Raw genomic sequence first — 25,475 nt, forward strand, 5'->3', positions numbered from 1 at the left:
TCCCTTTTTAGTTAATTGTATCACAAAAACACACTATTCTTTCTATTACTTTACAGAATAAAAAGACAGCCAAACTTGCCTGGTAAGGTGTCTGGCTGATTGCTATCAACGTTATAATAAAAGTGTAAACCAGATAATATAACGTGTGGACATAATAATTGATAGCTCTTAAATTATATCGCATATTATATGAAATGGCGATGTTTTTATTACTTTAAAAATTGAACAGTCCCTTAGACAAGTTAGGGACTGGTATACTTATGGTTTAATTTTTGTCGCAACATTTTTCACATAAGAGATAGGAATTCTTATTGTCTTCTTTGTTCGCCCTGGTAAAGGCATCTGCCGGAGAAAACTCGAATCCAATGAACACACGGTCAAGAATTTCCTCAGTTAATGATTCGCATCCCTTTTTATGAATGACGTGACTGTTGCCTAATGTAGGATTCTTTGTAGTGTAATAATATTGATACTGCTTGATTCGTTGATTAAGATCAAGGACACTCATGGTATTCACCTCGCTTTCAAGTAAAATGGAACTACAAATAAAAGTTAAGGTGCCGTAATATACGGCTAGTGTGAGTTAGCGCTTAGTAATGAAGTACTAAAGCTATATTAAATTTACAATATTATTGAGAAATATTCAATACTCAGTCTAAAAAAATATTCAGCGAAAGACAGATTTATTTTGAGTAAATAAATTTACAACTTACTTTAAGTCAGTATATAATATTCTGAAAAGGGGGAGAGTTATGATTCAACTTGTTACTCATATTAGGATACGAAATACTGATAGTCAGGGAACAGAAAGTATCATAGAAGTTTTATTAGCTACAGGTGAAACGAGACCAATTACAACTATGATTGAGTATTTAGAAATAGGAGGACAATATTATTATTTCGACTCCGCGGGGCGTATAACGTATATAGAATCGGTTCATCCATTGTACAAAGGTGCTTATATTCGTTCATGTAATTATGATGGCGTTTACGATAGCTTGATGAGTTTACCACATTTTTAATATTAGTCGCACACAGCTAAGATATTCTTAGCTGTTTATTTTTTTACATTATCGAAACTAATCGATTAGTTTCGCGTTGTTTCTGTAGTGTGCTTTTTGTTGATTAATATATTAATATTTTTATTATTCTAGTTTATATGATATATTAAATTATAAGGAAAAGAGCTAAATCTATTGCTTTTTTTTATAATAAGAGATAGAATGAATTATAAGATAAGCGTTGGTATCTCTACGGGGACCAATACGTTAACCTTCATTCTATTTAACGTAGGATGGAGGTTTTTTTTTGCAACAGTTTGAATATCTTCATAGTCAAATTGCTATTTTACACGGCAGAGGTCTTGGATTTAATGATTATAAGCATGCAAAACAGTACCTTTTAACAAATAATTATTACAATATCATAAATGGGTATAGTAAATATTTTATAGATACTACGACTTCTAGGTATGTACCCAATGCGAATTTTGATGAGATTTCTCATTTGTACTTTTTTGATAAGGAAATAAAACACGCTTTTTTTAAGTCAATTACGGAAGCTGAGAACCATCTTAAGAGCATCTTAGCTTACAGATTTGCAGAAGCTAATCCGAATAAACCTTATGCCTACTTAGATATAAATTGTTATGATAATTCAAAAGTTCTAAACTTGGGGTGGTTAGTTTCCCAACTGTCAAGAATTATTAACAATAATAAGAAAAGAAAAGAAAGCAACTCTATAAAGCATTATGTTAACAAACATGGTGATGTACCCATTTGGGTGCTTATTCACTATCTTGATTTTGGAGAAATGAACACGTTGTTAAACAATCTTCCTATAAAACTAAAAAATTTAATAGCTAAGAATTTATGTAGTTTTATTTCAGAAAGTCTTAGTATAACTCAACAATTTACACCAGAAATAATGGAATCTTTTACCAATAACATCCGAGAAATAAGAAATGTGTGCGCACATAATAATAGGTTATTAGATTTTAAATGTAGAGCGAGTGTTAAGTATTATTCAGATTTACATTCAGTCTATAATATTGTGGAAAATGATGAAAAAAAAGATGTATATAATACATTTATTATAATGCAGTGTTTTCTTAGTCAAACTCAGTACGCTACGTTACACAACACTATAAGGAAAAGATTTTGTACTCTTGAAAATAGATTACACTCAATTTCGATAAACGATGTACTTAAAAGCTTAGGTTTTCCGAATGATTGGCATAAAACAGCTCCGAAGTTGTCGCAGTAATTAGTCTACGTAACAAAATAAAAGGTAATAAGCAGGTATCTTATTATTCTTGCATACAATCGAAAGCAATCAGCCCCCAGTTACTCGTAATTGAGTAATTGGGGGATATTTTTTGTTTTTAGGAATCTATAGATTTGAGGTAAAATAAAAAAAGCCTGCCCGGCCTTTCTTTTTTTTAAAAAGGGGATTTCAGGGGGATTTACACATTAGTACATTGTGTAATCCCCGTGATATCACTCTATTTTCGTTTCAGCAATTTCCTTGCCTAGGAAGTAAGAGATAACGGTTCGAATCACAACAACAGCAGCTAATACCAAAATATCTTCTAGGGTTGGATTCATAATCGATTCAATAATATCAGCGGCAATCAAAATTTCCAATCCAAGTAGGATGTAGGTACCTAAATAATTTTTAATAATATTGTTGTGTTTAGCTGTTTCCAACCGTGGCAAACGGCGAGCTTCATTGCGAACAAAGTCATAGGTGGCTTTGGCAACACCAAAAACTAAAATAATAATTGAAACGGCGTTAAGCAAGGTTACGATTACATGAATAAATGGCTCAAAATAGGTCATCTCAGCATCTCCTCTATTGATTAACTGTCTGTTAGTAGACGACACCCTTTAACCTAATGAAATGGCTAGGTTGATAGATATCTTATCATAGCAAGTATAGCAATATTGCTAACTAAAGGAAACCATTTTGTTAGAGGGGCGATCCTTATGGGTGTTAATTTCATCACTATTCCCCATTAATCGTATGCATCTGTTTAATAAAAAAGGGGATAGAACTCAGCTTGAACACGTTACTCAGTCTAATTTCTTACGAGAAACTGGTTGAAAAAGTCCATAAATGATGAATTCCTAAAAAAAACGAGAACATTTGTTTGAAAAGATTGACAAGACCGCCATATCAGCGTAAAATTATTTATTCGTGAAGAGAACTCAGTCGTGAAGGTAATTGAGTTGAGTGAAGAGGCAAATCATTGATTTGTCCCTTTAAATGTGCCAAACTTTTCAACTAGGAGGAGAATCTATGTCTAAAAAAAATGAATGGGCAATAGAACAAGATTATTTAACCATGGTGTATGGTAAGTTGTTGGAGATGCAGGAGAAAGTCTTCAATGATTTCGATGATGCTGAATTGGATTCTCGTAATTTTCTAAAGAATCTATCGGATGATATTCGGATCAATACGTCGTCTGCCTCTGACAGTTTTGAATCATTAATTGAAGTTGAGCAAAAGAATCAGGAATTGGCTCAGTTGAATTATAAACGCGAGTGGTTGGAAAAACAAAAGCGCAATATTGGTCAGTTATTGGAAGGACCTTACTTTGCTAAATTGGATGTCCAATACCCAGATGAATCGGAAGTCGAACAGTTTTATATTGGAGTGGCAGGGTTTAGTGATGAAGACCACCATCAATATGTCTATGACTGGCGCTCTCCAATTGCCAATTTGTATTATGAAAATAACCTTGGACCAACTAGCTATGAAGCGCCAATGGGACAAGTGCCAGTTGATTTAAAAAATCGTCGTCAGATGAAATTAAATAAGAGTAAGTTAGTTGATTTCTTTGATACCAGCACGGCCATTGAAGATCCCATGTTATTGGAAGTGTTAAATGAAGAATCGACAGCTAAATTAACTGACATTACTAGTACGATCCAAAAAGAGCAAAATGCGATTATTCGCGATACTAAAAGTGATGTTTTAATTGTTGAAGGAATTGCTGGCAGTGGTAAAACATCGACTATTTTGCAACGAATTGCCTTTCTTTTATATCGCTACAAAGATGATTTAATGCCAGAGCAAGTCTTGTTATTGTCGCCGAATCCGATGTTTAGTAAATACATTGAAGAAGTCTTACCTAGCTTAGGAGAAAAAAATCCGCGTCAAATGACTTACCGAGATTTAATGAGAAACCGTGGGCGTCATTATGAAGTGGAAAATTTAGAAGAGCAATTAAAAAATCCATTGGTGTTAAACTCACTGGATAACATGAAAGCCATTGAAGAGTATGTGGCGGAATTAAAACCAGAATTAATGGACTTTACTCCGATTAAACGTGGCAGTGAGCTGATTATTTCAACTAAATGGATGCAACAAACAATCATGTCCTTACCAAAAGAAGTTGAATTGTATCGTAAACTGGATTACTTAAAAGAAAAAATGAACGAAGCCCTAGCGAAGTTTATTCGGACTGAAAGTAAGAAACCAAAATGGCGTGATGAATTAGAAAACATGAGCAATGAAGAATACAATCAGCTGTTTTCTAAGGTGAAAAAAGGCAGTGAAGACGAAAACATTCAGCAAGTCATCAATCGTCTAGTTAATCGCCGTTACAGTAATTTAAAAGGGGTCATCAACAATTTTAGTTGGATTGACATTGAAAGCCATTATATTTTGGCAACGGGTTTACGAATCAACAACCCTATGTCATTAGACCAAGCCACTGAATTTGCTTATTTGTATCATTTGATGATCGAACGACGTAATAATCGTAAGATAAAATTTGTGATTTTAGACGAGGTTCAAGATTACAGTGAAGCTCAACTTTATTTCTTATCAAAAGTCTATGGTGATTCCCACTTTACCTTAGTTGGTGATGGTTATCAATCGATCTTTGCTCAAGGAACGAGCTTTAAGCGGGTAGAGGAAATATTCCAAGATAGCCACCGGAATGTTAAATCAGTTCAACTATTAAAATCTTACCGCTCAAGTGGACCAATTAGTCATTTTATGAAACACTTATTAGGCGGAGCCGACAGCGGTGTTGAAGTCATTGATCGTCCAGGGAAAGAGCCAGAATTTCCCCAGTTCAGCACTCAAGAAGATTACCTTGCTTACTTGGGCAAACAGTTAATACCTGCTAAAAATGGTTACCGTAAAGTGATTTTAACTAAAGATAGCGATGAGGCAAAACGCCTTTACCATGACTTAGGTGAGCCCAAAGATGTGACGCTAATTGCCGATTCATCTCGAATGGAATTAAACGTACCAGTTTTAATCATGCCAGTTCATTTAGCAAAAGGCTTAGAGTTCGATGTGGTAATGGTTCATAATGTGTCTAAGAAACGCTTTAGAGACAGTCAGGATTTAAACTTGTTGTATACAGCTAGTTCACGTGCCATGCATGAGCTATACTTGCCATATGTGGGTGAGCCATCTCATTATATCGACTTAAACTAATGGCTGGACTTAAGCGCTGATTGTGGACCGAGTCCAGGTTGATTTAAAGCCATCTGTTAAAAATAGATGGCTTTATTTGGCTTCTAATATTAAAGGGATTTAGTCAAAGTCATCCACAAGAGTCAGGGCTTCAAATAAGTCGATCAAATGGGGGTGAGGGTCTGCTTCGCAGACCTCAGCTAAGAGCTGATGCCAAGTCTCGCTGGCAGTTAGGGCGTGAAGTGTTTCCGAAAATGAACTGAAAGGTTCATCCACTTGGCGACTGGCAAACCGTAATAAAACTGCTAAGCTATGGGGATCAAAACTGGCAATAATTCCTTTAAGTTCAACTTCAGCCAATATCTCTAAAGCAAACAAATCCAAGTAATCGGTGATTGAAGCAAACTGCTCACTTAAAAAAAGTGGTAATCGCCATGAGTCAATCTGAGCCAATTCACCGATAATGCGAGTGAATTGTTGGTTATCTAACCCGGGATGGCTTATAAAGATGTCCCTTTCTTTAGAAGAGACTACGAAATAGGATTTGAGGGAATCGTGTTGAAGGCCCGTTAATTCCACACGGATATCCCTTAAACAAGCCTTGTAATAAGAAGAATCAGTAATGCCTTGATTAGCTAGCAACTGGTCTAAGCTCAAAGCCAACTGACCATGAATATCAGGGGTGTCTTTTAACAGCAGCGCAATTTGACTGGATTCAAGTGGGCTTAAAATAAGGCCAGGTTTTGTGCTGTGAATCAGTTGTTTTGCTAAAGCCTGCTTAAAAACTACCTTAAATAGATTGTTGATATCATGTCGATAATTGACCTTAAGTTGTTGTTCATAGCTGTCAAACAAGTCAGCTAGGTCATCGATGTAGAAGCTGCAAAAGTAGTTTTCAATGGCTAAATGCTGCAAGTAGCGGTCGATGAAATCAAGACCTTGATGGCGCAGGTCATCTACTGGCAGAGCCAGCCAATAATCGATGTAGACCGGGACGTCATGAGCGTGGTAATCGTAATCATAGTCTGTAAAAAACTGACCAATAGCGTCAACTGTTTGCCTGTAAGCATCCACTTCCAGAGGGAGCATCGTATCTAAAACCATCTGATAGAGTTCTTGGGTGACTGCTAATTGTTTGGACAGTTGCTTTTTGCCCTCTGTCAGTTGTGTCTCAAGGGAATCATGAGGAGCGGCATGGGACAAAACAAAAAGTAAAGATTGTAGTAGGCTTTCGACTTCCTCCACAGGCAAAGAACTAGAGCCGCTTAAATAATTTGTAAGTTCCTTTCGTAAAAGGGCCAGAATGGCGTCTCTTCTGTCAGAAAAAGTCAGTGAGGTTAAAACATTATTGGTCATGGTTAGTCTCCTTCAATGTTAATGGCTCTTGTTCAAAGGAAAGCGTGTTTTCAAGATAATTACGGGTTCCTTCTAGAGATCCTCCCATCTGATTAAAGACCTTAATAATGAGGTCAATCAGATCGTCATCTGTATGGGAGCGAGGCGATTCATGGCGAAGCCAGTAAAAGATTTCTAAGCAATTCCCAACTATGGACAATAAGTCTCCTTTTATCAGATGAGGGGAAAAGCTTAAGCCTTCAGTCAGAGACTCCAGAGGCTTAGTAGACAGCTCTAAACGATGAGTAGCGATCAATTGTTCCTGACGAATCTCCAAGAGCTCACAGCTCTCCTTAAGGGTTAATTTTGGTACAAGGGGATTTAGACGCTGATTAAGTGATGCTGTTAAATTAGCTAACGATGGGTCGTTTTGCAACTGTAAAAAATCATTTTTTTTTGACATATCAATCAAACCTCCTAAGTGATTTTAGTTTAGGTATTGCCTGTAAACAGAAACTAATTAAGTCTGTATATACTTAATATCACATAAAGAGATTGATTAATAGACTTTAAATTGGGCTCTTTTTGTGGTAATATAAAGGTATCAAAAGAGAAAAAATTAACATATTGTGTGGCTGGAAGAGTTCAGAAAAGTTGTCTGATCATCTTGCAGTTTTTTTAGCATATTCTGATTAAAAAGCAAGATAGTGAAAGAATTATTTGGTAAACTTATGTCAAATCGTTCCTGTTAAACAAACCATTAGGAGGAAGAGTATGTCATTAAAGGAAGAATACCGCTTAAAAGTGCCAAGGGAATTTGATTTTCAACAGAATTTGAATTATTTATTACGGGAATCCAATGAGGTGATGTATCAAATTGTCGATGAGCAGATTATTCGGGTCATCGACATTGATAAATTGGCGGTTTTGGTACGGATATCCTATAAAGCCAGATATCTAATTATTTCTGTCTTAAATGAAGTTGTGCTAAAGGAAGAACAGACCGATAAACTGCTAGCTTATGTGACGGATTTTTTCGATTTAACTCGTGATTTGGCCCCATTTTATCAATTAGCCAAAGATGATCCAATTCTTAAAGAGGTAGAGCAACCGTTTTATGGCTTGCGTTTAATGGGGGTACCCGATTTTTTTGAAGCTATTTCTTGGGGAATACTTGGCCAACAAATTACCTTGGGATTTGCCTATACCTTGAAGCGACGGCTAGTCGAAAGATTTGGAGAAAAGCTTGTGTATCAAGGGCAAGATTATTGGTCTTTTCCAACAGCGGAGATAATTGCAGCAGCTGACGTTGATGACTTGCTTGCTCTTAAACTCAGTCGCCGTAAGTGTGAATATTTACAGGAGGTGGCTCGCCTTATTCTCAATGGGCAGATTTCCAAAGAATTTTATTTAGAACTGGCTGACGCCAACGCCGTGGAAAAATCCTTGACCAGTATTAGAGGCATTGGCCCATGGACAGCTAATTATGTGATGATGCGCTGTTTTCGCTTAGGAGACGCTTTTCCCATGGCTGATGTGGGCCTGCTTAATGCGTTGAAGGTGGTATTGGAATTATCGGAGAAACCCCAACAGTCTTCGCTATTACCATTGAAAGAGCGCTGGGGTCAATGGTGTGGCTATAGCACCTTTTACCTGTGGCGATTATTGTATTGACCGAATAAAAAAATGCAATTAGAGAGGGATGAATGAGATGAGTGAGACCATTTATTATGACGACTTGCAGTTTGACAACTATGAGTTTTTAATCGCTATCAGCGAAAAAGGCTTGGTGTATTTGGACATTGTGTCAAAGGAACTAGACAACGTGACAGTTTTTTTTGCCAAATACAAAGAGGAGGTCACTCTGGTACATAACCCTCAAAAAGTGGCCCCCTACAAAACTAAATTAGCCCAGTACCTTAAGGGGCAGCGTCAGATTTTTGAGATGCCAGTGGACTTTGGTAAACGGGGAACTGCTTTTCAACAAGCTGTTTGGCAGGAACTGTTAAGGGTGCCTTTTGGTGAAAGCTCCAGCTACAGCCTATTAGCTGAAACCGTCGGCCGACCACAAGCAACTCGAGCAGTTGGCACGGCAGTTGGAAAAAATCCCATTCCGATTATTGTGCCCTGTCATCGCATTTTACGTAAAGATGGTGGCATAGGTGGTTATGCCGGTGGCTTGCCTTTGAAGTATCGCTTATTGGAAATCGAAGGAATTCCTTGTAACTGAAAAAAGAGCCAGAACCTTCACTTATATCACTTTTGTGAATGGGCGTGACACCATTTATGACAAGTACAAACAAAAGGAAACTCTGAAGCCTAAGAGTTCTCTTTTGTTTGTCTATGGGTGATCAGACTAATTTCTTCACTTAAATCAGCCTAACAGGACTACTCACATATTTAGAGTCCATAACTTTTTATTAATAAAGACCTAAATTTCATTGATTTCGTGAAAAATAAGTCATTATATTATTGTTATAGCAAAACCAGTTAGAACCAAAACGGGAGTTGTGGGCTGTTTTTGGAAATATATGGAGTTGGCTTACCTATCTATCTGAGATGATAATAGAGCCAACCGTCGCTGAAACTTATGATAGAAATGAAAATACAGACCATACACTATGTATTCAATGATTCGAATGAAATAACATCAGGAAGAAAGAGGGGGGGAAAAGATTTATTTACGTAGTCAGTTGTTTTTTGAAGTTTTAAATAAGGACTAAGCATCCTGTGGTTGTTTTTTGAAAGCAAAAGCCGGTTCAAATTATGCCATTCTTTAGGTACTAACTCATTCTAAAGTGGTCTACATTTTCTCTAACATAAAAAAACAGCTGCCAGATTCATCCATGAGTCTGGCAGCTACTTTTTTGTTACAACCCTCGTTTAATTTTTTCCCATTCGACTGCCAGATGCTTACGTGTTAAGTCGATATACGTTTCAATTAAGCGATCGTATTCTTCTGTTAGAGCATCGTGTCTGCTCATATCATTGTCCATTTGGGCTTCGTATTCACCGTCTACTACAAAAGTTATTTTTTTTAGGGTCGAAAGAATCTCGGCATTTTTTTTATCGCCAAAAAAAGTAAGTCTCAGTTTAGAGGTAACGACGTTAAATTCATCCAGGCTGTTGTTGAAGTTAGCGATTTGTTCCGTCTTTAGATGATGGGTCTCAGCAGTGGCCATACTTTTTTGAATGGCAATATTTTGCTGAATCACAGTCCGTGAGGCTTTAAAAATTTCCGATGTGTAGGTAATTAATTCTTCGGAGTATTCGGTAATTTGATTCATCCATTCAATCCGTGTGTCGCCCATGGCGGTAGCGTCAGGTCTAGGGGGTCTTTCGTGAGGGACCTCTTCGACGTCGTCCTCGCTATAGTAACTCCCGTCTAGTTTTAACCCTTTAATTTGTAAATGGAAATAAATACTGCTGCCGATGGAGATGACTAATGCCACAATGGCTAAAATAAGTGCAATCAGCAGGGTGTTAGTTGAGTACATCCCTTTTTCCTCCGCTCTAATGTCCGATAATTGATGATTAATAAGAAAAACGCTTGAAGTTGAATCCAACTGTTAAAGTAAAAGTCTGAAAGGACTTCTCCTCAGCTAAATCCTACTAGTCCTAATTCTACTAGAGGTTCGTTAAAAAATCGACCGTTTTTGACAAAATATTTTTTTTAACGGCAATTAGGAGAGTAGTTTGTTAAACAAAGGATTGTCATTGGCAAAAAAACAGGTGGTGAAAAAAAGGGGAAGAGCTGTGGATCATCAAAGGAAATCGATGGCTAAATCTGTTTGATGACTTAATGGAACGTATATAGTTTAAACTCAGAGCGAAATAAGGTATAATAGATGAGACAGCCTTGTGAAGAAAAACTTTAAGTAGCAAGAGGAGGAAATAAAGTATGAAAAAAATCTTAGTTGTAGACGATGAAAAACCAATTTCCGATATAGTAAAATTTAATTTAACTAAGGAAGGCTACGAAGTCTTTACTGCTTATGACGGTGAAGAAGCCATTGAAAAAGTCAAAGAAGTTGAACCAGACCTAGTCTTGTTGGACTTAATGTTGCCAAAGATCGATGGGTTGGAAGTTTGCCGTGAAATTCGTAAAAGTTACGACATGCCGATTATTATGGTGACGGCAAAAGATTCAGAAATTGATAAAGTTTTAGGCTTGGAATTAGGCGCAGACGATTATGTCACGAAACCATTCTCAAACCGGGAACTCGTTGCTCGTGTCAAAGCTAACTTAAGACGACAAGGATCTGTCAGCACTAAAGTTCAAGAAGAAGAAGAATCCAATGAATTAGAAATAGGAGCCTTAACGATTCACCCAGATGCGTATATCGTGTCTAAACGTGGTGAAAAAATTGAATTAACCCATCGTGAGTTTGAGTTGTTGCACTATTTAGCGAAGCATCTTGGACAAGTGATGACACGGGAGCATTTATTGCAAACCGTTTGGGGCTATGATTATTTTGGTGACGTTCGGACGGTTGATGTAACTGTCAGACGTTTACGGGAAAAAATCGAAGACAGCCCAAGCCACCCTGCTTGGCTGGTCACTCGTCGTGGCGTAGGTTATTATTTACGCAACCCGGATCAAGATTAATAAGCACCTTTTGCATGACATTTCTTAACCCATAGATCTGATGATTGTTATCAACTCTATGGGTTTCTATCTACACTAAAATAGATAGGCAGAATAAACCTGATCCAGTCCCCTCTGCCAAATGGAGGAATCAGGCAGTACATAGTTTTTACTTTAGGAGGTCTAGAACATGCGGAAAAAAATCCGTTTTTTCCAATCTGTTCATTTCAAAATCGCCATGGTGTTTGTTCTGCTGCTATTGATATCAGTGGAAATCATCGGGGCTATTTTTATTCGTGAATTAGAAAAAAATAATATTTCAGCATTTAAAGACAGTATGAATGCTAATGTGGAACAATTGGCGTCCAATCTCAGTGCGGAGTTAAGCTCTTCAGATGATGTGGACGATGCTACCTTAAAACGGGCAGTCAATGAATTTTCCAAGAAAGATGTCTTCGAAGTTCGAGTGGTCGATGATAAAGCGATTGTGAGAGCCACTAGTGATGCCAACCGACAAAGCGATATCGGCAAAAAGAACGATATTCCTGAGCTGAATGATTTTACCGAAAAGCGTAAAGAAATCAAGGATGTTACGACGAATAAACGGGTGTACATCAATGTTCAACAGATTAAGTCACCAACAGGAGATGCGGTGATTGGCGCTCTTTACGTGAAAAGCGATATTGAAAGTCGTTATAAAGATGTCAATGATACGGCGTTAATCTTCTTTTCTGCTTCAATGATCGCCATTTCGATTTCTTTAGCCGTTGCATTGCTCGTTGCTCGGACTATTACCAAACCAATCGGCGAGATGCAGCAACAGGCCATGAAAATTGCCCAAGGGGATTACAGTGGTGAAATTGAAGTCCATGGACAAGATGAATTAGGCCAGTTGGCTCAGACCTTTAATGAGCTCTCTGATCGGGTGGAAGAAGCTCAGGATACTCTGGAAGCAGAACGCCATCGATTAGACAGTGTGCTCTCTCATATGACCGACGGAGTAATTGCCACCGATCGTCGGGGCAAGGTGATCATTATCAATGAAATGGCCTTAATGCTTTTAAACACGACGAATGAAGAGGCCATTAATAAATCGATTTTAGAGATATTAAACATTCATGAGGACTATACACTACGTCAGCTGTTGGAAGAACAAAACGAGCAGTTGATCGATGTTAGCGTCTCGGAAGAGGAACAGACGATTCTAAAAGCTGATTTCGCCATGATTCGCCGAGAATCCGGCTTTATTAGCGGATTGGTCTGTGTCCTGCACGATGTGACGGAGCAGGAAAAAAACGAAAGCGAACGACGAGAGTTTGTTTCCAATGTTTCCCATGAATTGCGGACGCCTTTAACCAGTATGAAAAGTTATTTGGAGTCATTGACAGATGGGGCTTGGCAAGATCCAGAACTGGCGCCTCGTTTCTTAAACGTTACGTTAGAAGAGACGGATCGGATGATTCGGATGATCAATGATTTACTACATTTATCGCGAATTGATGCTCAAAAGAGCCCAATTCAACTGGAATTAGTCAATTTGAATGAAATGGTTAATTTTGTTCTAGAGCGTTTTGAGATGATGATTAAGAGTCAGAATCAAAACTACACAATTAAAAAAGAGTTTACTCGCCGTACTATTTGGACCGAAGTTGATCCAGATAAGATTATCCAAGTGTTAGATAACATTATGAATAATGCCTTAAAATACTCACCAGATGGTGGTGAAATTACCTGTACCTTACTTGAAACCCACAATAATGTGATTATCTCGATTTCCGATCAAGGAATGGGGATTCCCCAACAAGATGTGAAACGGGTCTTTAATCGTTTCTTCCGAGTGGACAAAGCCCGCTCCCGAGCAATGGGCGGATCTGGCTTAGGTTTGGCGATTTCACGGGAAGTGATTCAAGACCATGGTGGCTCGATTTGGGCCGAAAGTGAAGAGGGCAAAGGGTCAACCTTCTACGTCTCCTTGCCATACGAACCGATAGAGGAGGATGATTGGATATGAAATTAGGCGGTAGATTAATTCGTGTTGGTTTAGTGGCAATGATCGCCTTAAGTCTCTTTCTCTCTTGGAAAATCTGGACAAATTCGGGTAGTAAAGATTTGGTGGACAACACTAAATCTGCTGAAAATACCATGAACATGAAACAACCAAAAGATGTGTTTAGTCCAGTAAAATTAATCTATCACGATGATGAAGGCAAACATTTTTATACCAATAAGGAAAACTTGATTTCCTCGATGACCAAAGAAGTCTTGCGTTTGCCACGGGAACGGTTAACACCCTATTCGGAAAAAGACAGTGCCAAATATTTAGAATCTCAGACGAAGGAAAATTCCTTTGAATTAGTGATGGCCAGCCCTCTTTCCTTGGATTATTTTCTGGAAATTAACGATCAGGATGTGACTCGGGGAATTGAAGCAGGTATGAGTTTTCAACGGTTAGTCGTCTCTCTTGATGAAGAGGTGATCTATGCCTTGAATGATAAAAATCATCAGGTTTATCGCATCAAGTTTAAAGGGGATCTGAGTGAGATTAAGCGTCTCTTACGAGACAATAACAATCGGTTTATAGAAGTCCATCATGAAGATTCGGAATTACCTGTCTTTTACCAGTTTATTGACGACGTTAAATTAAAAAAATACAGTTACATTTTATCGACCCAATCCTATACCTTATTTTCTCAAGCCTTCTTTGATAACCCTCAGGAAATCATGCCAAATGACGGCAATAAAAATAGCAAAGACGTTGATTTGATTAATGCTGAAGGGGATAGCTTGAAAATTAGTTATGGCACTGGTGAAGTTCAGTTTAGCGGACGAATTAAACCCGATACGGTTTTAGTTAACCCTACGCACAATATTTATACGGACACCTTTTATTATGTTCAAAGCATCGGAAATTCTATGGGAACCATTCGTTATTTTGAAGGCCGGGGCAATAAAGTCACTTACCGAAATTTTGTTGAAGGATTTCCGATTTTTAGTGATGATACAAAAGGACGGGTTGAAGTCACCCGTAACAATCAAAACATTCAAGTGATGACCAATCAGGAAACGATTCAAGTACCGATCCCTTCTGACGAAGAAGTGACCTTGCCTAATACTGAAACCGTCGTAAGCCAATTGGAAGAAGTAGGCATTCAGCGCAAAGACTTGGAAGATTTACAAATTGGTTACACTTGGGAAGTCAATCAAGAGACCAAACAGGTGGTGGATTTAGTCCCGGAATGGTATGTCAAACTTGATCATTATTGGGATAATGTGGCCCATGTGATTCAAAAAGCTCAAGAAAAGCGAGGTGAGGAGTAATGGATTTTAAACGAATCGAGTTGATTTTTTTCTGTGCGTTTCTCAGTTTAAATTTATTTCTTCTCTACACCTTTCGCCAAAGTCAGGTTGATCAAGTGCCAACCTCAGAAATGACCACAGTAGCAGACATTGAAAGCCGCTTAAAGGCTGATAAGATTACCTTTGAAGGCACCTTTTCAGCTAAGATTTATGATGGGTATTATTTAAGCGCGGAGACAACTAATTTCCACGATGTTGTGAAAGACAGTTACGATAAGATTGAAAATCACCGTTTATCACGGACCTTGCCCTTATCAAGCCAAATCACTATTGAGCGTCAATGGTTGGAAAGGGAGTTAAAAAGTTTTTTAATTGGGGATGAGCCGATTATCTTCGGTGCTGATTACCACTTGCGAGATCACCCTTCTAGTGAGAATTCGGAAATTGTTTTGTCACAGGAATTTGAAGGGTTGCCATTCTATGATGAAACCTCAGAGTTACAGTTTGATGTGCCAGATGAGGATGATAAGGTTACGTTGAAAAGTTATACCCAAACGCATTTGTCGGAAATTCAACCACTCCGTGAAAAACAGGAAGTTATCAGTGAAAATGCGGCAATCAAAACCTTGTATATGAGCAATCGGATTCCCAGTGAATCCAAGGTATTGAAAACAGAACTGGCATACACCCGTTTGTTTACAGTCCGGGATAAGAATGTCTATATCCCTGCTTGGTTTGTCTGGATTGAGACCAACAAAAATAACGTTCAGTTGGAACGGATTAATGCCTTTACTAATTCAGTGATTTCTGCCAGTATTCCAGAAGTGAAAAAATAAACAAATCCGCTAAGACCTACTGAAATAAGAGGTCTTAGTGGAGTTTTGTCACTTAACCACTAGCCGGTAAGGGATTATGGGAGACTTAATTCTTTTCAATGAATTTCTTAATGATTTCTGCTATAATGTGAGAGTATGCAAGCAGAGAGGGGAATCACGCCTTGAACAGTCAAGAAGCGTTTAAAGTGAGTATTTTAGCCAGTGGTAGTACAGGCAACTCCCTTTATATCGAATCAGATAAACAAAAAATATTAGTGGATGCTGGCCTTAGTGGCAAAAAAATTACCAGCTTGATGAATGAAGTTGGCCGTTCGCCAGCTGAACTGGATGCTATATTGGTCACACACGAACATACGGATCACATTCACGGCGTCGGTGTTTTATCCCGTAAACATGGGATTGACGTATATGCCAACGAAAAAACATGGGAAGCCATGACCAAGAATGTTGGGAATATTGATCCCGAACATAAACGGATTTTTGAAAGAGGCAAAACCCTAACCTTTGGTGATATGGACATCGAAAGTTTCGGCGTTTCTCACGATGCGGCCGATCCTCAATTTTATCAATTTCACCGTAATAATAAACGGTTTGTGGTATTAACAGATACGGGTTACTGTAGCGATCGCATCAAAGGGACTGTCAAAGATGCAGATGCTTATTTGATGGAAAGTAACCACGATTTAAGCATGTTGCGCATGGGGAAATACCCATGGAGTTTAAAACAACGGATTTTAGGCGATAAAGGCCATTTGTCCAATGAAGATGGCGCCTTGGTAATGACGGAATTAATCGGCAATAATACTAAACGGATTTATCTAGGACATCTGAGTCGAGAAAATAACATCAAAGAATTAGCTCATATGACCATGGAACACACCTTGCGGGAACACGATTTTGGAGTGGGCCATGATTTAATGGTTTACGATACAGATCCAGATGTTGCCAGTGCTATCTTTGCCATCTAATGATGGTTCAACACCTAAAAAAGACTCAACCAAAACTGCTCTAAGCAGCTTGGTTGAGTCTTTTTGATTATTGACCTTGTGTTTTTTGAGTACTCTTAACATTTTCAGCATCTAGAGTTAAATCAACTGTAGTTGTTTTTTTGTCGCTTTCACGATAGAAGGTAATTTTAACACTATCACCAACTTTTTTCTTGTATAAAACAGATTGTAAATCAGTACCTGTTTCAACTTCTTTGTCATCAATCGCGACGATCACATCGTATTGTTTCAAACCAGCTTTTTCAGCAGGTGAAGCAGCTTCTACATCACGGATAATCACCCCACCTGTGATGTCAGCAGGAATTTTTAAGATTTTTTCTTGTTGTTCGCTGCTAATAGCTGATAAATCAGACATTTGAACACCTAACATTGGGCGAGAGACTTTTTTGTTTGTTTCCAATTGATTGATGATTTCCACTACATCATTACTTGGAATCGAGAAGCCCATTCCTTCGGCAGAAACACCTGAAGTAGCTGAAGCAATTTTAATGGAGTTGATGCCAATTACTTGTCCAGCTGCGTTGACTAAAGGTCCGCCAGAGTTACCAGGGTTAATCGCTGCATCTGTTTGAATGGCATTAATTTGAATCGTTTGGCCACTTTCGTTTTGACTGGTAATGTTACGATCTTTACCAGAGATAATCCCTTGGGTTACACTGTTAGCATAAAGTGAGCCTAAAGGAGAACCGATAGCAATAGCTGGTTCGCCTAATTTAACAGCGTCAGAATCGCCAAATTCAGCAGTTGCTTTGACATTTTCAGAGTTGATTTCCAATACGGCTAAGTCAGTGTAAACATCACTACCGACTAATTTGGCTTCAACTTTTGTGCCATCACTTAAGATCACTTCAAGACCATCAGAACCTTCTACTACGTGATTATTCGTGACGATATAGGCCTTTTTACCATCTTTTTTGTAAATCACGCCACTACCTTCACTACTTGCTTCTAAGTCAGAGCCATCAGAACTGTCTTCACTAGGCTGTTGCTCTTCTTGTCCGAAGATGCCACCTAAGCCACCCATGCTTTGGGTACTTTGTTGTTTTTGCAAGTTAACAACAGATACGACCGCTTGTTCAACTTTTTCCACGGCTTTGGTTGTATCACTTTCTACGTCGTATTTAATGTTGCTGACTTTTGCTGTGTTGGCTGTGCTATTAGAAGTAGTATTAGTTGTTAGATCATCTTTAGGGGCTGCTGGACTGTAGAGCATCAAAGCTACGCCACAGGTTAACAACCCGCCAACGACACCTCCTGCGATGCCTTTAATAAATCCAGAACCTTGTTTTTTTGGTGAGTATGGGGTTACGTCTTTTCTCATATTATGCGGTGCTAGGCACCTTTCCTCCTCTTAGTCATTTATTAATTATATTCATTATACATTTACCTTACACCTTTAGTCTAATATCTTAGTTTGAATATTTTATGAAAAAGCTCGTATAAAATGGCAGACAATTATTGAAAAATAACCATTGGCTTGTGAAATTCATGAAGAAATGACGTCTCTCATGCTTTTTTAATCCAGGTTATCCACAAGGTTTATCCACAGAAACTGTGGATTGTGCAAAAGATTTGAGGATAACTGATATAATAAGGATTGAATCATAAGATTGAAAAAAAATCGTCATATACCTGTGGATAAAGCTGTGGACAAATGTGGATAACTTTTTACTTGGTTTTTTGGCCAGAGTAGATTAGTATTTAAGAAGAGCGGTCGAGAAAGACTGGACAAAAGTAAGAAAGCTAATTGCTACTATATAAAAGGATGGGTTAGATGAAAGTACGTATTATTGCAGTTGGGAAGTTAAAAGAAAAGTATTTAAAGCAAGGCATTGATGAATACGCCAAGCGTTTAGGGAAGTATTGTAAGTTTGAGATTATCGAAGTCAGTGATGAAAAGGCACCTGAAACCTTAAGTGAGGCAGAGATGCTACAAATCAAAGAAAAAGAAGGGCAGAAGATTTTAGCCAAAATAGGTGACCAAGACTTCGTATATGCTCTGGCAATCAATGGTAAGGACTATACCTCAGAGGAGTTTGCAGCTTCTTTGGATAAGGTGACGACTCAAGGTCAAAGTACGATAAACTTTGTGATTGGTGGTTCTCTGGGCTTGTCGGATGAGGTTATTAAGCGGGCGGATCAGCAGATCTCCTTTGGCCGAGTGACTTATCCTCATCAATTGATGCGTTTGATTTTGAGTGAGCAGATTTACCGTTGTTTTAGGATTGTTCATGGGCATGCGTATCATAAATAATGAGGTTTTTCTTAAAGATTGTCGGTATGATGGGATTGATAGAAGTCACTATGTTTTTCTCGAAGATACAATTAATAGAAAAAAACGGCTAAACCTTAATACATCAAGGTTTAGCCGTTTTAGGATTGCGGAAGGCATAAAAGAAACATCATCTCTTTCTAACAAGTCTAGGCCCATTTATAACTTGTTAGTAGTTCTATTCCTTCTTCTTTACATAGGCCAGGCAGAACATCAGGAAAGTTAGGACTTTTAGAAAAGACTTCTTCGCTACCAATCATAATATTAGATCCGGCAATTTCAGCTAGCTCTGAATGACTCACACTATATCTCATTTTACCTAATCGAGACCAAACCATTGCGCCAGAACACATACAACATGGTTCACAACTAGTATAGAGGGTATAGTCAGATAAATCAGTCACGTTATTTTCGCGACAAAAGTCTCTGATTAACCCTAGTTCAGCGTGGTTAGTGGGGTCAGTATGAGTGTGAATTTGATTATTTCCTTCTTTCACAATACGGTTATTCTTAACTAGAACAGCACCAAAGGGTTCATTCCCGTTCTCTTTTGCTAATGTCGCCAAAGATATAGCTCGTTTCATAAACAATTCTTCATTATACATTCAAAATCCTCCTTATTTTATGTCCAAGGCTAGTCGTGCCAAATAATAGATTTCAATTCATTGGTTATATCCGAACACTCCTTTAGATAGGTTAACTGTTGCTCTGTGAGTACTATTCTATTGAAAGGCGTACGCTTAAGATTAGTAAATTGATCAATACGATCATTTTCAATAAAATCGCGAATAAACGATGAGTGAGTATCGTTTACTTGGTTATTTTTACTCATACCACAGAGTACAATCCAATAGTAGTTTAAAAATGTAGCAGTATATAATAATTCATCAAATTCAGCAATCGTTATTTTTTTCATTTAAGTCACCTCAGGGTATTGAATACATTATAAAATGGATGATTAATATAAGCAACAAAGAAGTAAACATTATTTTTAGTATGTCTTTGATGAAAGTTTCATTTTATCGAGATATAAACCATCCATTCTTATTTAGTAGAAACATTAACATGTAATAGGAACTTAATAAGCATTGAGAGGAGTCTATCAGATTACTAATTCCTGATATAAAAAATATGAAGTGGGTTTTTGTATACTTTTAGTCCGTTATTCGATATTATTGAGACATAACAATAAAAAAGGGGATCGACAATGACAATATCAAGTGATTTGGGGACAGCACAACAAAAAGCGACGGCGATTGCCAGTGCCATAGGAACCCTTTCGGGAATAGGCAATCCTTCCCTGGACAGTCAAACTACTGTTAAAGGAAATACCAATGCTCAAGAAGCAGTTAACGCCACTATAGATAGCGGTAAAAGTATTTCAGATGCGGTGCAATTGGCTACTAGTAATCTTCAAAGTGTGGCTCAAGGCTTTGAAGCAGTGGATAGAGGTGTTCGGGATTCTCTAATTAATCCATTAGGTATCCTTAAATGACCGATAGACAGTTGGTGTTGATGAAGCAAGAACAACAACTCAATGAACGAGAAGTCGATTTATATCGTGAGGAAACAAAATTTGAACGCTTAGAAGAGGATTGTTTTGGTCATTTTTCAAAAGCTAATCATTTGTTCAGTGATCTCCGCTATTTGTTTAGTGGGGCAGATGATTCTCTGTTTTTTGAAGAACTATCTCATGATGTCTATCAAGACTCACGAAAGATGGAAGAAACACTTTCAAGTATGAGAAAAGATGTGTCACACCAACATCAATCCCTTCAAAAGCAACTAGATGACCTTTACGAAGACAAACAAAAAATAATGAGAGAAGAGGAGGAACAATCATCATGAGTGTGGATATGTATGTCTCATCCTCCCAAAGCCAAGCGTCAAGTGTCGCGGCTATTTGCCGTCAACAGAAACAAGGATACGAGCAGCTACAACGAGCGATTAATGACTTTGTCGTCGGTAGCCCACAACTGCAGGGAGCTGCTTACGATTCGGCTAAACAATTTTTTAATGCGGTCTTAATCCCCTTATCAAAAGGTGGTATACTTTTATCAGAGGCAGTTATGGAAGCTTGTCAGAAATTCCCAAAAGACTACATGACGACAGTTGACAGTGGTGATTTGAGAGAATCAGACCTGAGAGAAAAAATTGAACAATTGAACCGTCAGATGTCAGAACTGTCTGATCTTCATGATCGTTTACAGAGCATGTTATTTCGTCAGCAACAAGAGGGTGCCTTAGATGGATCCATCGCGTCTCGGATGTCTGGCGCTCATTCATTGATGGCAACTTATGGTCGAGCCAAGCAAAAGTTACAAGAGAAGCTAGATAAATTGTTGCAATTTGATAGTAGGTCACCTGATATTTTTGCAGAGATAGAGGGACTGAAACAAGCTGTTAAAACGGGAACTGGAATTGCGAGTAGTTCTTGGAATTCAAGTGTAGGGACTTTTTCAATACCTAAGTCAGATAAAATGAGTTGGACAAAAGATGTTAATGCTCTTTGGCAAGAGCGTTTGGTATTAAAAACAGAGGTACGTGTCACCAGTCACCAGACTAACTCCAAAGTAGGCGTAATTTACTTGTATGAAGTGTACGTCGATGGTGTTTACGATGATCAAAAAACTCAAAATTATATTGCCATGCGAAATAAATTACTTACCAGTGAGTATGCAGAAGAATTAACCAAAGGAAGTCATTTTATCGGCGAGTTTGTGTATGTTAATGATATCTATCGTTTACTCTATGGTGAAGATTGGTTAAGTGGAGATAAGACAAGTCGATTAGAAGCTGCTGGATGGTTAGGTATGTCATTACTTCCTATTGGGAAGTTAGCTCAAATAACCAAGGAAGTTAGAGCAGGTAATAAACTCCTTAAAGGGGTACAGCTATCACAAAAAGAGTTGAAAATATTGCACGATGCGAAGTATTTTGGCAATAGTGCTAAAATGGCTACAAATTCAACTAAGTCAATTATAACCCCTGAAATAGAAGAAAAAATTCTTTGGGGACAGAGAACAAATCCGAATAAAAATAAAATTATAGGTGGTCATTCTCCAGAAATTAGCAACAGTCATCCTAATTATGCTGTTGAGGAAATAGTTTTAAATCCAGATGGAACAAGAAAATTAAAATATACTACTCAGTTTCCAGACGGTAATTTATCCAAAATAAAGACTAGTACAGTATTTCCAGAGGGATGGAGTGATATTAAGATAGTTGAAAGCTCGAAAAAAATTGGAAATAGTACCCCCGTTAATGTAAGGGCGAGGGATGGTGCAACTTGGCATAGGAGCATAATTGATGGTGTAGAAATTGATGTAATTAAACGAGGAAATGAAATAACGAGTGCTTATCCTACAGGAACCGTTAATGGCCCACCTCCAGTAGGTTTTAGTAAATAAGGAGTGTTAAATTATGTTTGATGAATTAGATAAAATATTAATTGAAGATAGTTCAGAAGATTCATGGTACGATGATGGTTGTCTTTATGCTGAAGAATTATTAGAGAAATTTACTGATGATGATTGGAAAGAGCTAACGCGAACTATGAAAGCAAAGAATGATAGGTATAAAATTAGACTAGCCTATTCAGTTGAAGAAGAAGCGGGGATGAATGGATTTAAATTGCTATTAGGGCTACTCAATGAAAATGATGAAGTCGTTGAATATGCTTTAGATTCGTTACGTTCCTTTAATAAGGAACCGTATAAAAAATTGATTTCTTCTGACCAAAAAATAATAAAAAAAGCAGAAACATTATTGAAAGATGCCAGCTTGCCAGTAAAAAAAATCTTAGAAGCATTTTTGCAACAAAACAAGTAAAAAGGCTCTGGTTAATTGAATTGACACCGAAGAGTAAAGTATGAAATGGATACAGAAAAAATAAATTGTAAGTAAAAGTGTATTATAGCTATAGCATTCGAAGAAACAATCCGAAATGTAAATATATATTATATCTATGAGTCAATCACCTGATACAAAGGAGATTGGCTTATTTTTGTATCTGAAAATTTAGGAGGAGATTATCATCAAAAATCAACCAGCAAAACGTATCGACATCGTAAGTATCAAACTAGTCAAAGAGTCATCGGTCCTATACCAACCCAGAAAGGTATCCACCTCAGGTGATTTATTTGAGTTGATTCGTCAATTCATCGGAGATCGGGATAGAGAATACTTAGTTGTCATCGGGGTGAGTGCCAAAAATGAGCCCACTCTGATTAATACGGCCCATATTGGTAGTGTGACACAAAGTATTGTTCACGTCAGGGAAATTATGAAACCATTAATCTTGAGTAATGCCGATACCTTTTTCATTGGTCATAATCATCCGAGTGGCTATCTAGAGCCATCAGAGAATGATATTTTGTTTACGAAACGGCTAAAAGAGGCTGGGGAACTGATTGGGATTAAGCTAGTGGACCATTTAATCGTGAATGACCGAGAGTATTACTCACTAAAAGAATTTGGCTTGTGTTAACTATTAGGCCAGGATATGCGGAAGGAGTGGAGTGTATGTTGAAACTAGCACAAGAATTATTATTAAAACAATATCAAATTGAATCAAGTGAGGAGGATTGGGCGTATGAAAGTGTGACGATGGAAAAAGAGGAACTCGATCCAGAATCCTTACCAAAAGATAGTCAACTTCCTGACTTAGTGATGACACATGTCTATCTATTGGATGCTGGAAGAACCAAAGTTGATTATACCGTTTACTTTATTACAAATCCCACCAGTGAGGTCGAGTACGTTAGAGGTGTGCTATTAGACGGGGAAATAGCCTGGTATCAAACAGGTGGTCATCATGAATAAGTTAAATTGAGTCAATGAGTGTTATTTATAAGTCTATCACAATGAAAATCTATGATGGGCTATTTTTATTACCAAATATTAAAGGAGATTAAAACATGTTTAAACGAAAAGACAATCGTTACATCACGAAAGGAATTGCATTAGAGCTGCCAGAAAATCTTAAGCTGTTTTGTTGGCGGGTGATTGATGGGCTAGTTGCGAAAGGCGAGGTGAAGCTGGATTATTTTCAGATAGTTGAGTTTGAAAAAGACGAGGTGCGAGAGAAATTAATTGTTACGCATCGTCAAGAAGAGCCTGAGTATCAGCGGAAATATGAGTTAATCTTATTAGAGGAGTATCGCAATTGCTCTGTTGAAAAAGTTTGGATCATCGATGATGGTGGCACTCAAACGATGCTATTGCCAAATGAATACTAAATAAGGCATCTTTTAGGTTGGGTCATTCATAGAGCATATGTCATTGCCAAGTGTTAAGAAATTAGTGGTGACATCGGGACAGGCAAAGTCAATTTAATATAGGTATGATAAAAGGTGAAGATGAAAGGAGAGTATCTTGACTAAACAAAACGAGGCGGAAGGGCTGAACGGCGTCTATAAACAATTAGCTAAGGTGGTAGGGTTGGATAATTGTTTAGCTATTTACAAGGAGTTTAAAGGAATAACGGTCACCTTTCCTACTAAATTGATTGATTCGGCATTTGTTAAGCTTGAATTGGAGAAAAGTATTTTAGGCGGTAAAGCGTATTCTCGACAAGATATCCAACAGATGGCCGTGACTTATGATTATTCAGAACGTCAAATTAGACGTTACTTGAAAGAGATCAATGACCGTTTAATGCGTGATGGGCCTAAAATTGAGGAAATATCCATCCCTTATTTAGCTAGTTGGCTTCAACAAAATAAAGAAACAGAAAGGTGATGGGGAAAATGAAACGTAAGTTTATTGTGATGGTAAGTTTATTACTGCTCTTGGTGGGGTGTGGCAAAAAAGAAGAAGTCAATCAGGCATATACACAAGCCATGCAAAAAGCAAAAGAGACAATCGTTGAGAAAAAGTTTGAACAAGCCGAAGGATTTATAGAGTTGGCGTTGGAAAGTGATTCAACCAATAATGAGGCCAAAAACATGCTAAAGCAATTGATTCTTTATATAGAAGGAACTAGTCTAAAAGAAGCTAAAGAGTATGAAAAAGCCCAAGAAAAATTCAAGTCAGTGAGTGAGTTAAAAGACGGTTCAGAAAAACTAGTAGATTATGCAACAGAAGAAATTGAAAACCTAAGAACGTTACTAGGAGCAGAAAAAGAGTTAATGACAGAATTTGATCTGGCAAAAAGACTAGCAGAAGGGGACAAATACGAAGAATCTAATAGCAAGCTAGAACTGATATTAAAGAAAGATTTTTCGATGGCTCGTGATACTAAATTGAAAGAAAGTGCTCAAACACTATTTGATGGCAACAAAGCTAAACTTGATGAACAAGCCAAAATAGTGGTCCATAATAAAGAAGAAGCCGCGCAAAAACTAGCGGAAGGAATGCCGCAAGTAGCAGGTGCTCAATTTGTGGAAGAACGAGAGGGTGTCTACTATTTTACAGCGATATCGGGCTTAGCACGTTGGGAGTTGACGGTCAATCAAGCTGGGGAATTATCTGAAAGCATGGTGGAAGACACCAGTCCAGCGACAAAAGGCATAGATTGGGAACAGATCGCTAGAAGTAAAGTAGCCAGTCAGTTTCCAACGTTTGAAGTAGCCAGTTTTGAAGAGGTGACGGCCACAGTTATGAATGTCTTCATTAAAAATAAAGAAACAGGTGAACTAGCCTCTCATGCGGTAGGCTCGATTGATACTGAAACAGGCGAGACCTCAGGGTTCTAAAGTGAA

General features: G+C 37.8%; 27 protein-coding genes. 20 read left to right on the plus strand and 7 right to left on the minus strand.

Annotated features, from left to right (window positions below; all coding sequences use genetic code 11):
• The first annotated feature begins 752 nt into the window (after positions 1–752).
• Both RWN13_RS03365 and RWN13_RS03370 read left to right on the plus strand, forming a co-directional pair.
• Positions 753–1,022, plus strand: coding sequence for a hypothetical protein (locus tag RWN13_RS03365; RefSeq protein ID WP_314060507.1), 270 nt, complete (start codon positions 753–755; stop codon positions 1,020–1,022).
• A gap of 286 nt (positions 1,023–1,308) precedes the next feature.
• On the plus strand, positions 1,309–2,265 hold the full coding sequence (locus RWN13_RS03370; protein ID WP_314060508.1) for an Abi family protein: 957 nt from the start codon (positions 1,309–1,311) through the stop codon (positions 2,263–2,265).
• Positions 2,266–2,498: 233 nt separating this feature from the next.
• Here RWN13_RS03370 and RWN13_RS03375 read toward each other — a convergent pair whose 3' ends face one another.
• Entirely contained in the window at positions 2,499–2,840 is a 342-nt protein-coding gene (locus tag RWN13_RS03375) for a DUF1622 domain-containing protein (protein WP_314060510.1), read from the minus strand.
• Between the two features lie 460 nt (positions 2,841–3,300).
• Between RWN13_RS03375 and RWN13_RS03380 the strand changes: the two genes are divergently transcribed.
• On the plus strand, positions 3,301–5,457 hold the full coding sequence (locus tag RWN13_RS03380) for a UvrD-helicase domain-containing protein (protein ID WP_314060511.1): 2,157 nt from the start codon (positions 3,301–3,303) through the stop codon (positions 5,455–5,457).
• 99 nt (positions 5,458–5,556) lie between these two features.
• Here RWN13_RS03380 and RWN13_RS03385 read toward each other — a convergent pair whose 3' ends face one another.
• Complete coding sequence (locus RWN13_RS03385) at positions 5,557–6,792, minus strand: DUF6179 domain-containing protein (RefSeq protein ID WP_314060512.1); 1,236 nt, start codon at positions 6,790–6,792, stop codon at positions 5,557–5,559.
• Positions 6,782–7,234 (minus strand): DUF6323 family protein, encoded by a 453-nt coding sequence (locus RWN13_RS03390; RefSeq protein ID WP_314060514.1) that lies wholly within the window; start codon positions 7,232–7,234, stop codon positions 6,782–6,784. The genes RWN13_RS03385 and RWN13_RS03390 overlap by 11 nt, the downstream gene beginning before the upstream one ends.
• 311 nt (positions 7,235–7,545) lie before the next feature.
• On the opposite strand from RWN13_RS03390, the gene RWN13_RS03395 reads away from it, so the two are divergent.
• A complete protein-coding gene (locus tag RWN13_RS03395) occupies positions 7,546–8,445 on the plus strand; it encodes a DNA-3-methyladenine glycosylase (protein WP_314060517.1) in 900 nt (299 codons plus the stop codon).
• A gap of 37 nt (positions 8,446–8,482) precedes the next feature.
• Positions 8,483–9,001: a methylated-DNA--[protein]-cysteine S-methyltransferase gene (locus RWN13_RS03400; protein ID WP_314060519.1), complete on the plus strand. Its 519-nt coding sequence runs from the start codon at positions 8,483–8,485 to the stop codon at positions 8,999–9,001.
• A 640-nt stretch (positions 9,002–9,641) separates the two neighbouring features.
• On the opposite strand, the gene RWN13_RS03405 is transcribed toward RWN13_RS03400, so the two are convergent.
• A complete protein-coding gene (locus tag RWN13_RS03405; RefSeq protein ID WP_314060521.1) occupies positions 9,642–10,268 on the minus strand; it encodes a hypothetical protein in 627 nt (208 codons plus the stop codon).
• A gap of 404 nt (positions 10,269–10,672) precedes the next feature.
• On the opposite strand from RWN13_RS03405, the gene yycF reads away from it, so the two are divergent.
• The 5 genes from yycF to RWN13_RS03430 all read left to right on the plus strand — a co-directional run bounded on the left by yycF (position 10,673) and on the right by RWN13_RS03430 (position 16,460).
• Positions 10,673–11,380 carry a response regulator YycF gene (gene yycF, locus RWN13_RS03410; RefSeq protein ID WP_209530088.1) on the plus strand — a complete coding sequence of 236 codons (708 nt, stop codon included), beginning with the start codon at positions 10,673–10,675 and terminating at the stop codon, positions 11,378–11,380.
• Between the two features lie 169 nt (positions 11,381–11,549).
• Positions 11,550–13,370, plus strand: a complete 1,821-nt coding sequence (gene walK, locus RWN13_RS03415) for a cell wall metabolism sensor histidine kinase WalK (protein ID WP_314060524.1) — start codon at positions 11,550–11,552, stop codon at positions 13,368–13,370.
• Entirely contained in the window at positions 13,367–14,677 is a 1,311-nt protein-coding gene (locus RWN13_RS03420; protein WP_314060525.1) for a two-component system activity regulator YycH, read from the plus strand. Before walK ends, RWN13_RS03420 begins: the two co-directional genes overlap by 4 nt.
• Complete coding sequence (locus RWN13_RS03425; RefSeq protein ID WP_314060527.1) at positions 14,677–15,492, plus strand: two-component system regulatory protein YycI; 816 nt, start codon at positions 14,677–14,679, stop codon at positions 15,490–15,492. Before RWN13_RS03420 ends, RWN13_RS03425 begins: the two co-directional genes overlap by 1 nt.
• A gap of 161 nt (positions 15,493–15,653) precedes the next feature.
• Complete coding sequence (locus RWN13_RS03430; protein WP_314060528.1) at positions 15,654–16,460, plus strand: MBL fold metallo-hydrolase; 807 nt, start codon at positions 15,654–15,656, stop codon at positions 16,458–16,460.
• Between the two features lie 67 nt (positions 16,461–16,527).
• Here the strand turns inward: RWN13_RS03430 and RWN13_RS03435 are convergent, their stop codons facing one another.
• Entirely contained in the window at positions 16,528–17,820 is a 1,293-nt protein-coding gene (locus tag RWN13_RS03435) for a trypsin-like peptidase domain-containing protein (protein WP_314060530.1), read from the minus strand.
• A 453-nt stretch (positions 17,821–18,273) separates the two neighbouring features.
• Between RWN13_RS03435 and rlmH the strand changes: the two genes are divergently transcribed.
• Complete coding sequence (gene rlmH / locus RWN13_RS03440) at positions 18,274–18,753, plus strand: 23S rRNA (pseudouridine(1915)-N(3))-methyltransferase RlmH (RefSeq protein WP_314060532.1); 480 nt, start codon at positions 18,274–18,276, stop codon at positions 18,751–18,753.
• A 167-nt stretch (positions 18,754–18,920) separates the two neighbouring features.
• Here rlmH and RWN13_RS03445 read toward each other — a convergent pair whose 3' ends face one another.
• On the minus strand, positions 18,921–19,376 hold the full coding sequence (locus RWN13_RS03445) for a nucleoside deaminase (RefSeq protein WP_314060534.1): 456 nt from the start codon (positions 19,374–19,376) through the stop codon (positions 18,921–18,923).
• A 29-nt stretch (positions 19,377–19,405) separates the two neighbouring features.
• On the minus strand, positions 19,406–19,687 hold the full coding sequence (locus tag RWN13_RS03450) for a hypothetical protein (RefSeq protein WP_314060537.1): 282 nt from the start codon (positions 19,685–19,687) through the stop codon (positions 19,406–19,408).
• 291 nt (positions 19,688–19,978) lie between these two features.
• Between RWN13_RS03450 and RWN13_RS03455 the strand changes: the two genes are divergently transcribed.
• From RWN13_RS03455 to RWN13_RS03495, 9 genes are all read left to right on the plus strand, one after another.
• Positions 19,979–20,266, plus strand: a complete 288-nt coding sequence (locus tag RWN13_RS03455) for a TIGR04197 family type VII secretion effector (RefSeq protein ID WP_314060538.1) — start codon at positions 19,979–19,981, stop codon at positions 20,264–20,266.
• A complete protein-coding gene (locus RWN13_RS03460; protein WP_314060540.1) occupies positions 20,263–20,619 on the plus strand; it encodes a DUF3958 family protein in 357 nt (118 codons plus the stop codon). Before RWN13_RS03455 ends, RWN13_RS03460 begins: the two co-directional genes overlap by 4 nt.
• On the plus strand, positions 20,616–22,181 hold the full coding sequence (locus tag RWN13_RS03465; protein ID WP_314060543.1) for an EndoU domain-containing protein: 1,566 nt from the start codon (positions 20,616–20,618) through the stop codon (positions 22,179–22,181). Before RWN13_RS03460 ends, RWN13_RS03465 begins: the two co-directional genes overlap by 4 nt.
• A gap of 13 nt (positions 22,182–22,194) precedes the next feature.
• A complete protein-coding gene (locus RWN13_RS03470) occupies positions 22,195–22,602 on the plus strand; it encodes a hypothetical protein (protein WP_314060545.1) in 408 nt (135 codons plus the stop codon).
• A 244-nt stretch (positions 22,603–22,846) separates the two neighbouring features.
• Positions 22,847–23,260, plus strand: coding sequence for a JAB domain-containing protein (locus RWN13_RS03475; RefSeq protein ID WP_314060996.1), 414 nt, complete (start codon positions 22,847–22,849; stop codon positions 23,258–23,260).
• A 35-nt stretch (positions 23,261–23,295) separates the two neighbouring features.
• A complete protein-coding gene (locus RWN13_RS03480; RefSeq protein WP_314060546.1) occupies positions 23,296–23,595 on the plus strand; it encodes a 4'-phosphopantetheinyl transferase in 300 nt (99 codons plus the stop codon).
• Positions 23,596–23,690: 95 nt separating this feature from the next.
• Positions 23,691–24,011 carry a DUF960 family protein gene (locus tag RWN13_RS03485; RefSeq protein WP_314060548.1) on the plus strand — a complete coding sequence of 107 codons (321 nt, stop codon included), beginning with the start codon at positions 23,691–23,693 and terminating at the stop codon, positions 24,009–24,011.
• Positions 24,012–24,147: 136 nt separating this feature from the next.
• The gene (locus tag RWN13_RS03490) at positions 24,148–24,513 is read left to right on the plus strand and encodes a hypothetical protein (RefSeq protein WP_314060551.1); all 366 of its coding nucleotides are present in this window, start codon (positions 24,148–24,150) and stop codon (positions 24,511–24,513) included.
• Between the two features lie 8 nt (positions 24,514–24,521).
• Positions 24,522–25,469: a hypothetical protein gene (locus tag RWN13_RS03495; RefSeq protein ID WP_314060553.1), complete on the plus strand. Its 948-nt coding sequence runs from the start codon at positions 24,522–24,524 to the stop codon at positions 25,467–25,469.
• Positions 25,470–25,475: the final 6 nt, after the last annotated feature.

The organism is uncultured Vagococcus sp., assembly GCF_963518325.1.
Taxonomy (GTDB): Bacteria; Bacillota; Bacilli; order Lactobacillales; family Vagococcaceae; genus Vagococcus_D.

Bases quoted from the DNA above. Each gene is read 5' to 3' on its own strand.
- RWN13_RS03435 (WP_314060530.1), bottom strand. From the start codon at position 17,820: ATGAGAAAAGACGTAACCCCATACTCACCAAAAAAACAAGGTTCTGGA.
- RWN13_RS03395 (WP_314060517.1), top strand. From the start codon at position 7,546: ATGTCATTAAAGGAAGAATACCGCTTAAAAGTGCCAAGGGAATTTGAT.
- RWN13_RS03450 (WP_314060537.1), bottom strand. From the start codon at position 19,687: ATGAAAAAAATAACGATTGCTGAATTTGATGAATTATTATATACTGCT.
- RWN13_RS03460 (WP_314060540.1), top strand. From the start codon at position 20,263: ATGACCGATAGACAGTTGGTGTTGATGAAGCAAGAACAACAACTCAAT.
- RWN13_RS03400 (WP_314060519.1), top strand. From the start codon at position 8,483: ATGAGTGAGACCATTTATTATGACGACTTGCAGTTTGACAACTATGAG.
- rlmH (WP_314060532.1), top strand. From the start codon at position 18,274: ATGAAAGTACGTATTATTGCAGTTGGGAAGTTAAAAGAAAAGTATTTA.
- RWN13_RS03480 (WP_314060546.1), top strand. From the start codon at position 23,296: ATGTTGAAACTAGCACAAGAATTATTATTAAAACAATATCAAATTGAA.
- RWN13_RS03485 (WP_314060548.1), top strand. From the start codon at position 23,691: ATGTTTAAACGAAAAGACAATCGTTACATCACGAAAGGAATTGCATTA.
- RWN13_RS03420 (WP_314060525.1), top strand. From the start codon at position 13,367: ATGAAATTAGGCGGTAGATTAATTCGTGTTGGTTTAGTGGCAATGATC.
- RWN13_RS03470 (WP_314060545.1), top strand. From the start codon at position 22,195: ATGTTTGATGAATTAGATAAAATATTAATTGAAGATAGTTCAGAAGAT.
- RWN13_RS03385 (WP_314060512.1), bottom strand. From the start codon at position 6,792: ATGACCAATAATGTTTTAACCTCACTGACTTTTTCTGACAGAAGAGAC.
- RWN13_RS03365 (WP_314060507.1), top strand. From the start codon at position 753: ATGATTCAACTTGTTACTCATATTAGGATACGAAATACTGATAGTCAG.
- RWN13_RS03375 (WP_314060510.1), bottom strand. From the start codon at position 2,840: ATGACCTATTTTGAGCCATTTATTCATGTAATCGTAACCTTGCTTAAC.
- RWN13_RS03425 (WP_314060527.1), top strand. From the start codon at position 14,677: ATGGATTTTAAACGAATCGAGTTGATTTTTTTCTGTGCGTTTCTCAGT.
- RWN13_RS03405 (WP_314060521.1), bottom strand. From the start codon at position 10,268: ATGTACTCAACTAACACCCTGCTGATTGCACTTATTTTAGCCATTGTG.
- yycF (WP_209530088.1), top strand. From the start codon at position 10,673: ATGAAAAAAATCTTAGTTGTAGACGATGAAAAACCAATTTCCGATATA.
- RWN13_RS03445 (WP_314060534.1), bottom strand. From the start codon at position 19,376: ATGTATAATGAAGAATTGTTTATGAAACGAGCTATATCTTTGGCGACA.
- RWN13_RS03465 (WP_314060543.1), top strand. From the start codon at position 20,616: ATGAGTGTGGATATGTATGTCTCATCCTCCCAAAGCCAAGCGTCAAGT.
- RWN13_RS03455 (WP_314060538.1), top strand. From the start codon at position 19,979: ATGACAATATCAAGTGATTTGGGGACAGCACAACAAAAAGCGACGGCG.
- RWN13_RS03495 (WP_314060553.1), top strand. From the start codon at position 24,522: ATGAAACGTAAGTTTATTGTGATGGTAAGTTTATTACTGCTCTTGGTG.
- RWN13_RS03390 (WP_314060514.1), bottom strand. From the start codon at position 7,234: ATGTCAAAAAAAAATGATTTTTTACAGTTGCAAAACGACCCATCGTTA.
- RWN13_RS03380 (WP_314060511.1), top strand. From the start codon at position 3,301: ATGTCTAAAAAAAATGAATGGGCAATAGAACAAGATTATTTAACCATG.
- walK (WP_314060524.1), top strand. From the start codon at position 11,550: ATGCGGAAAAAAATCCGTTTTTTCCAATCTGTTCATTTCAAAATCGCC.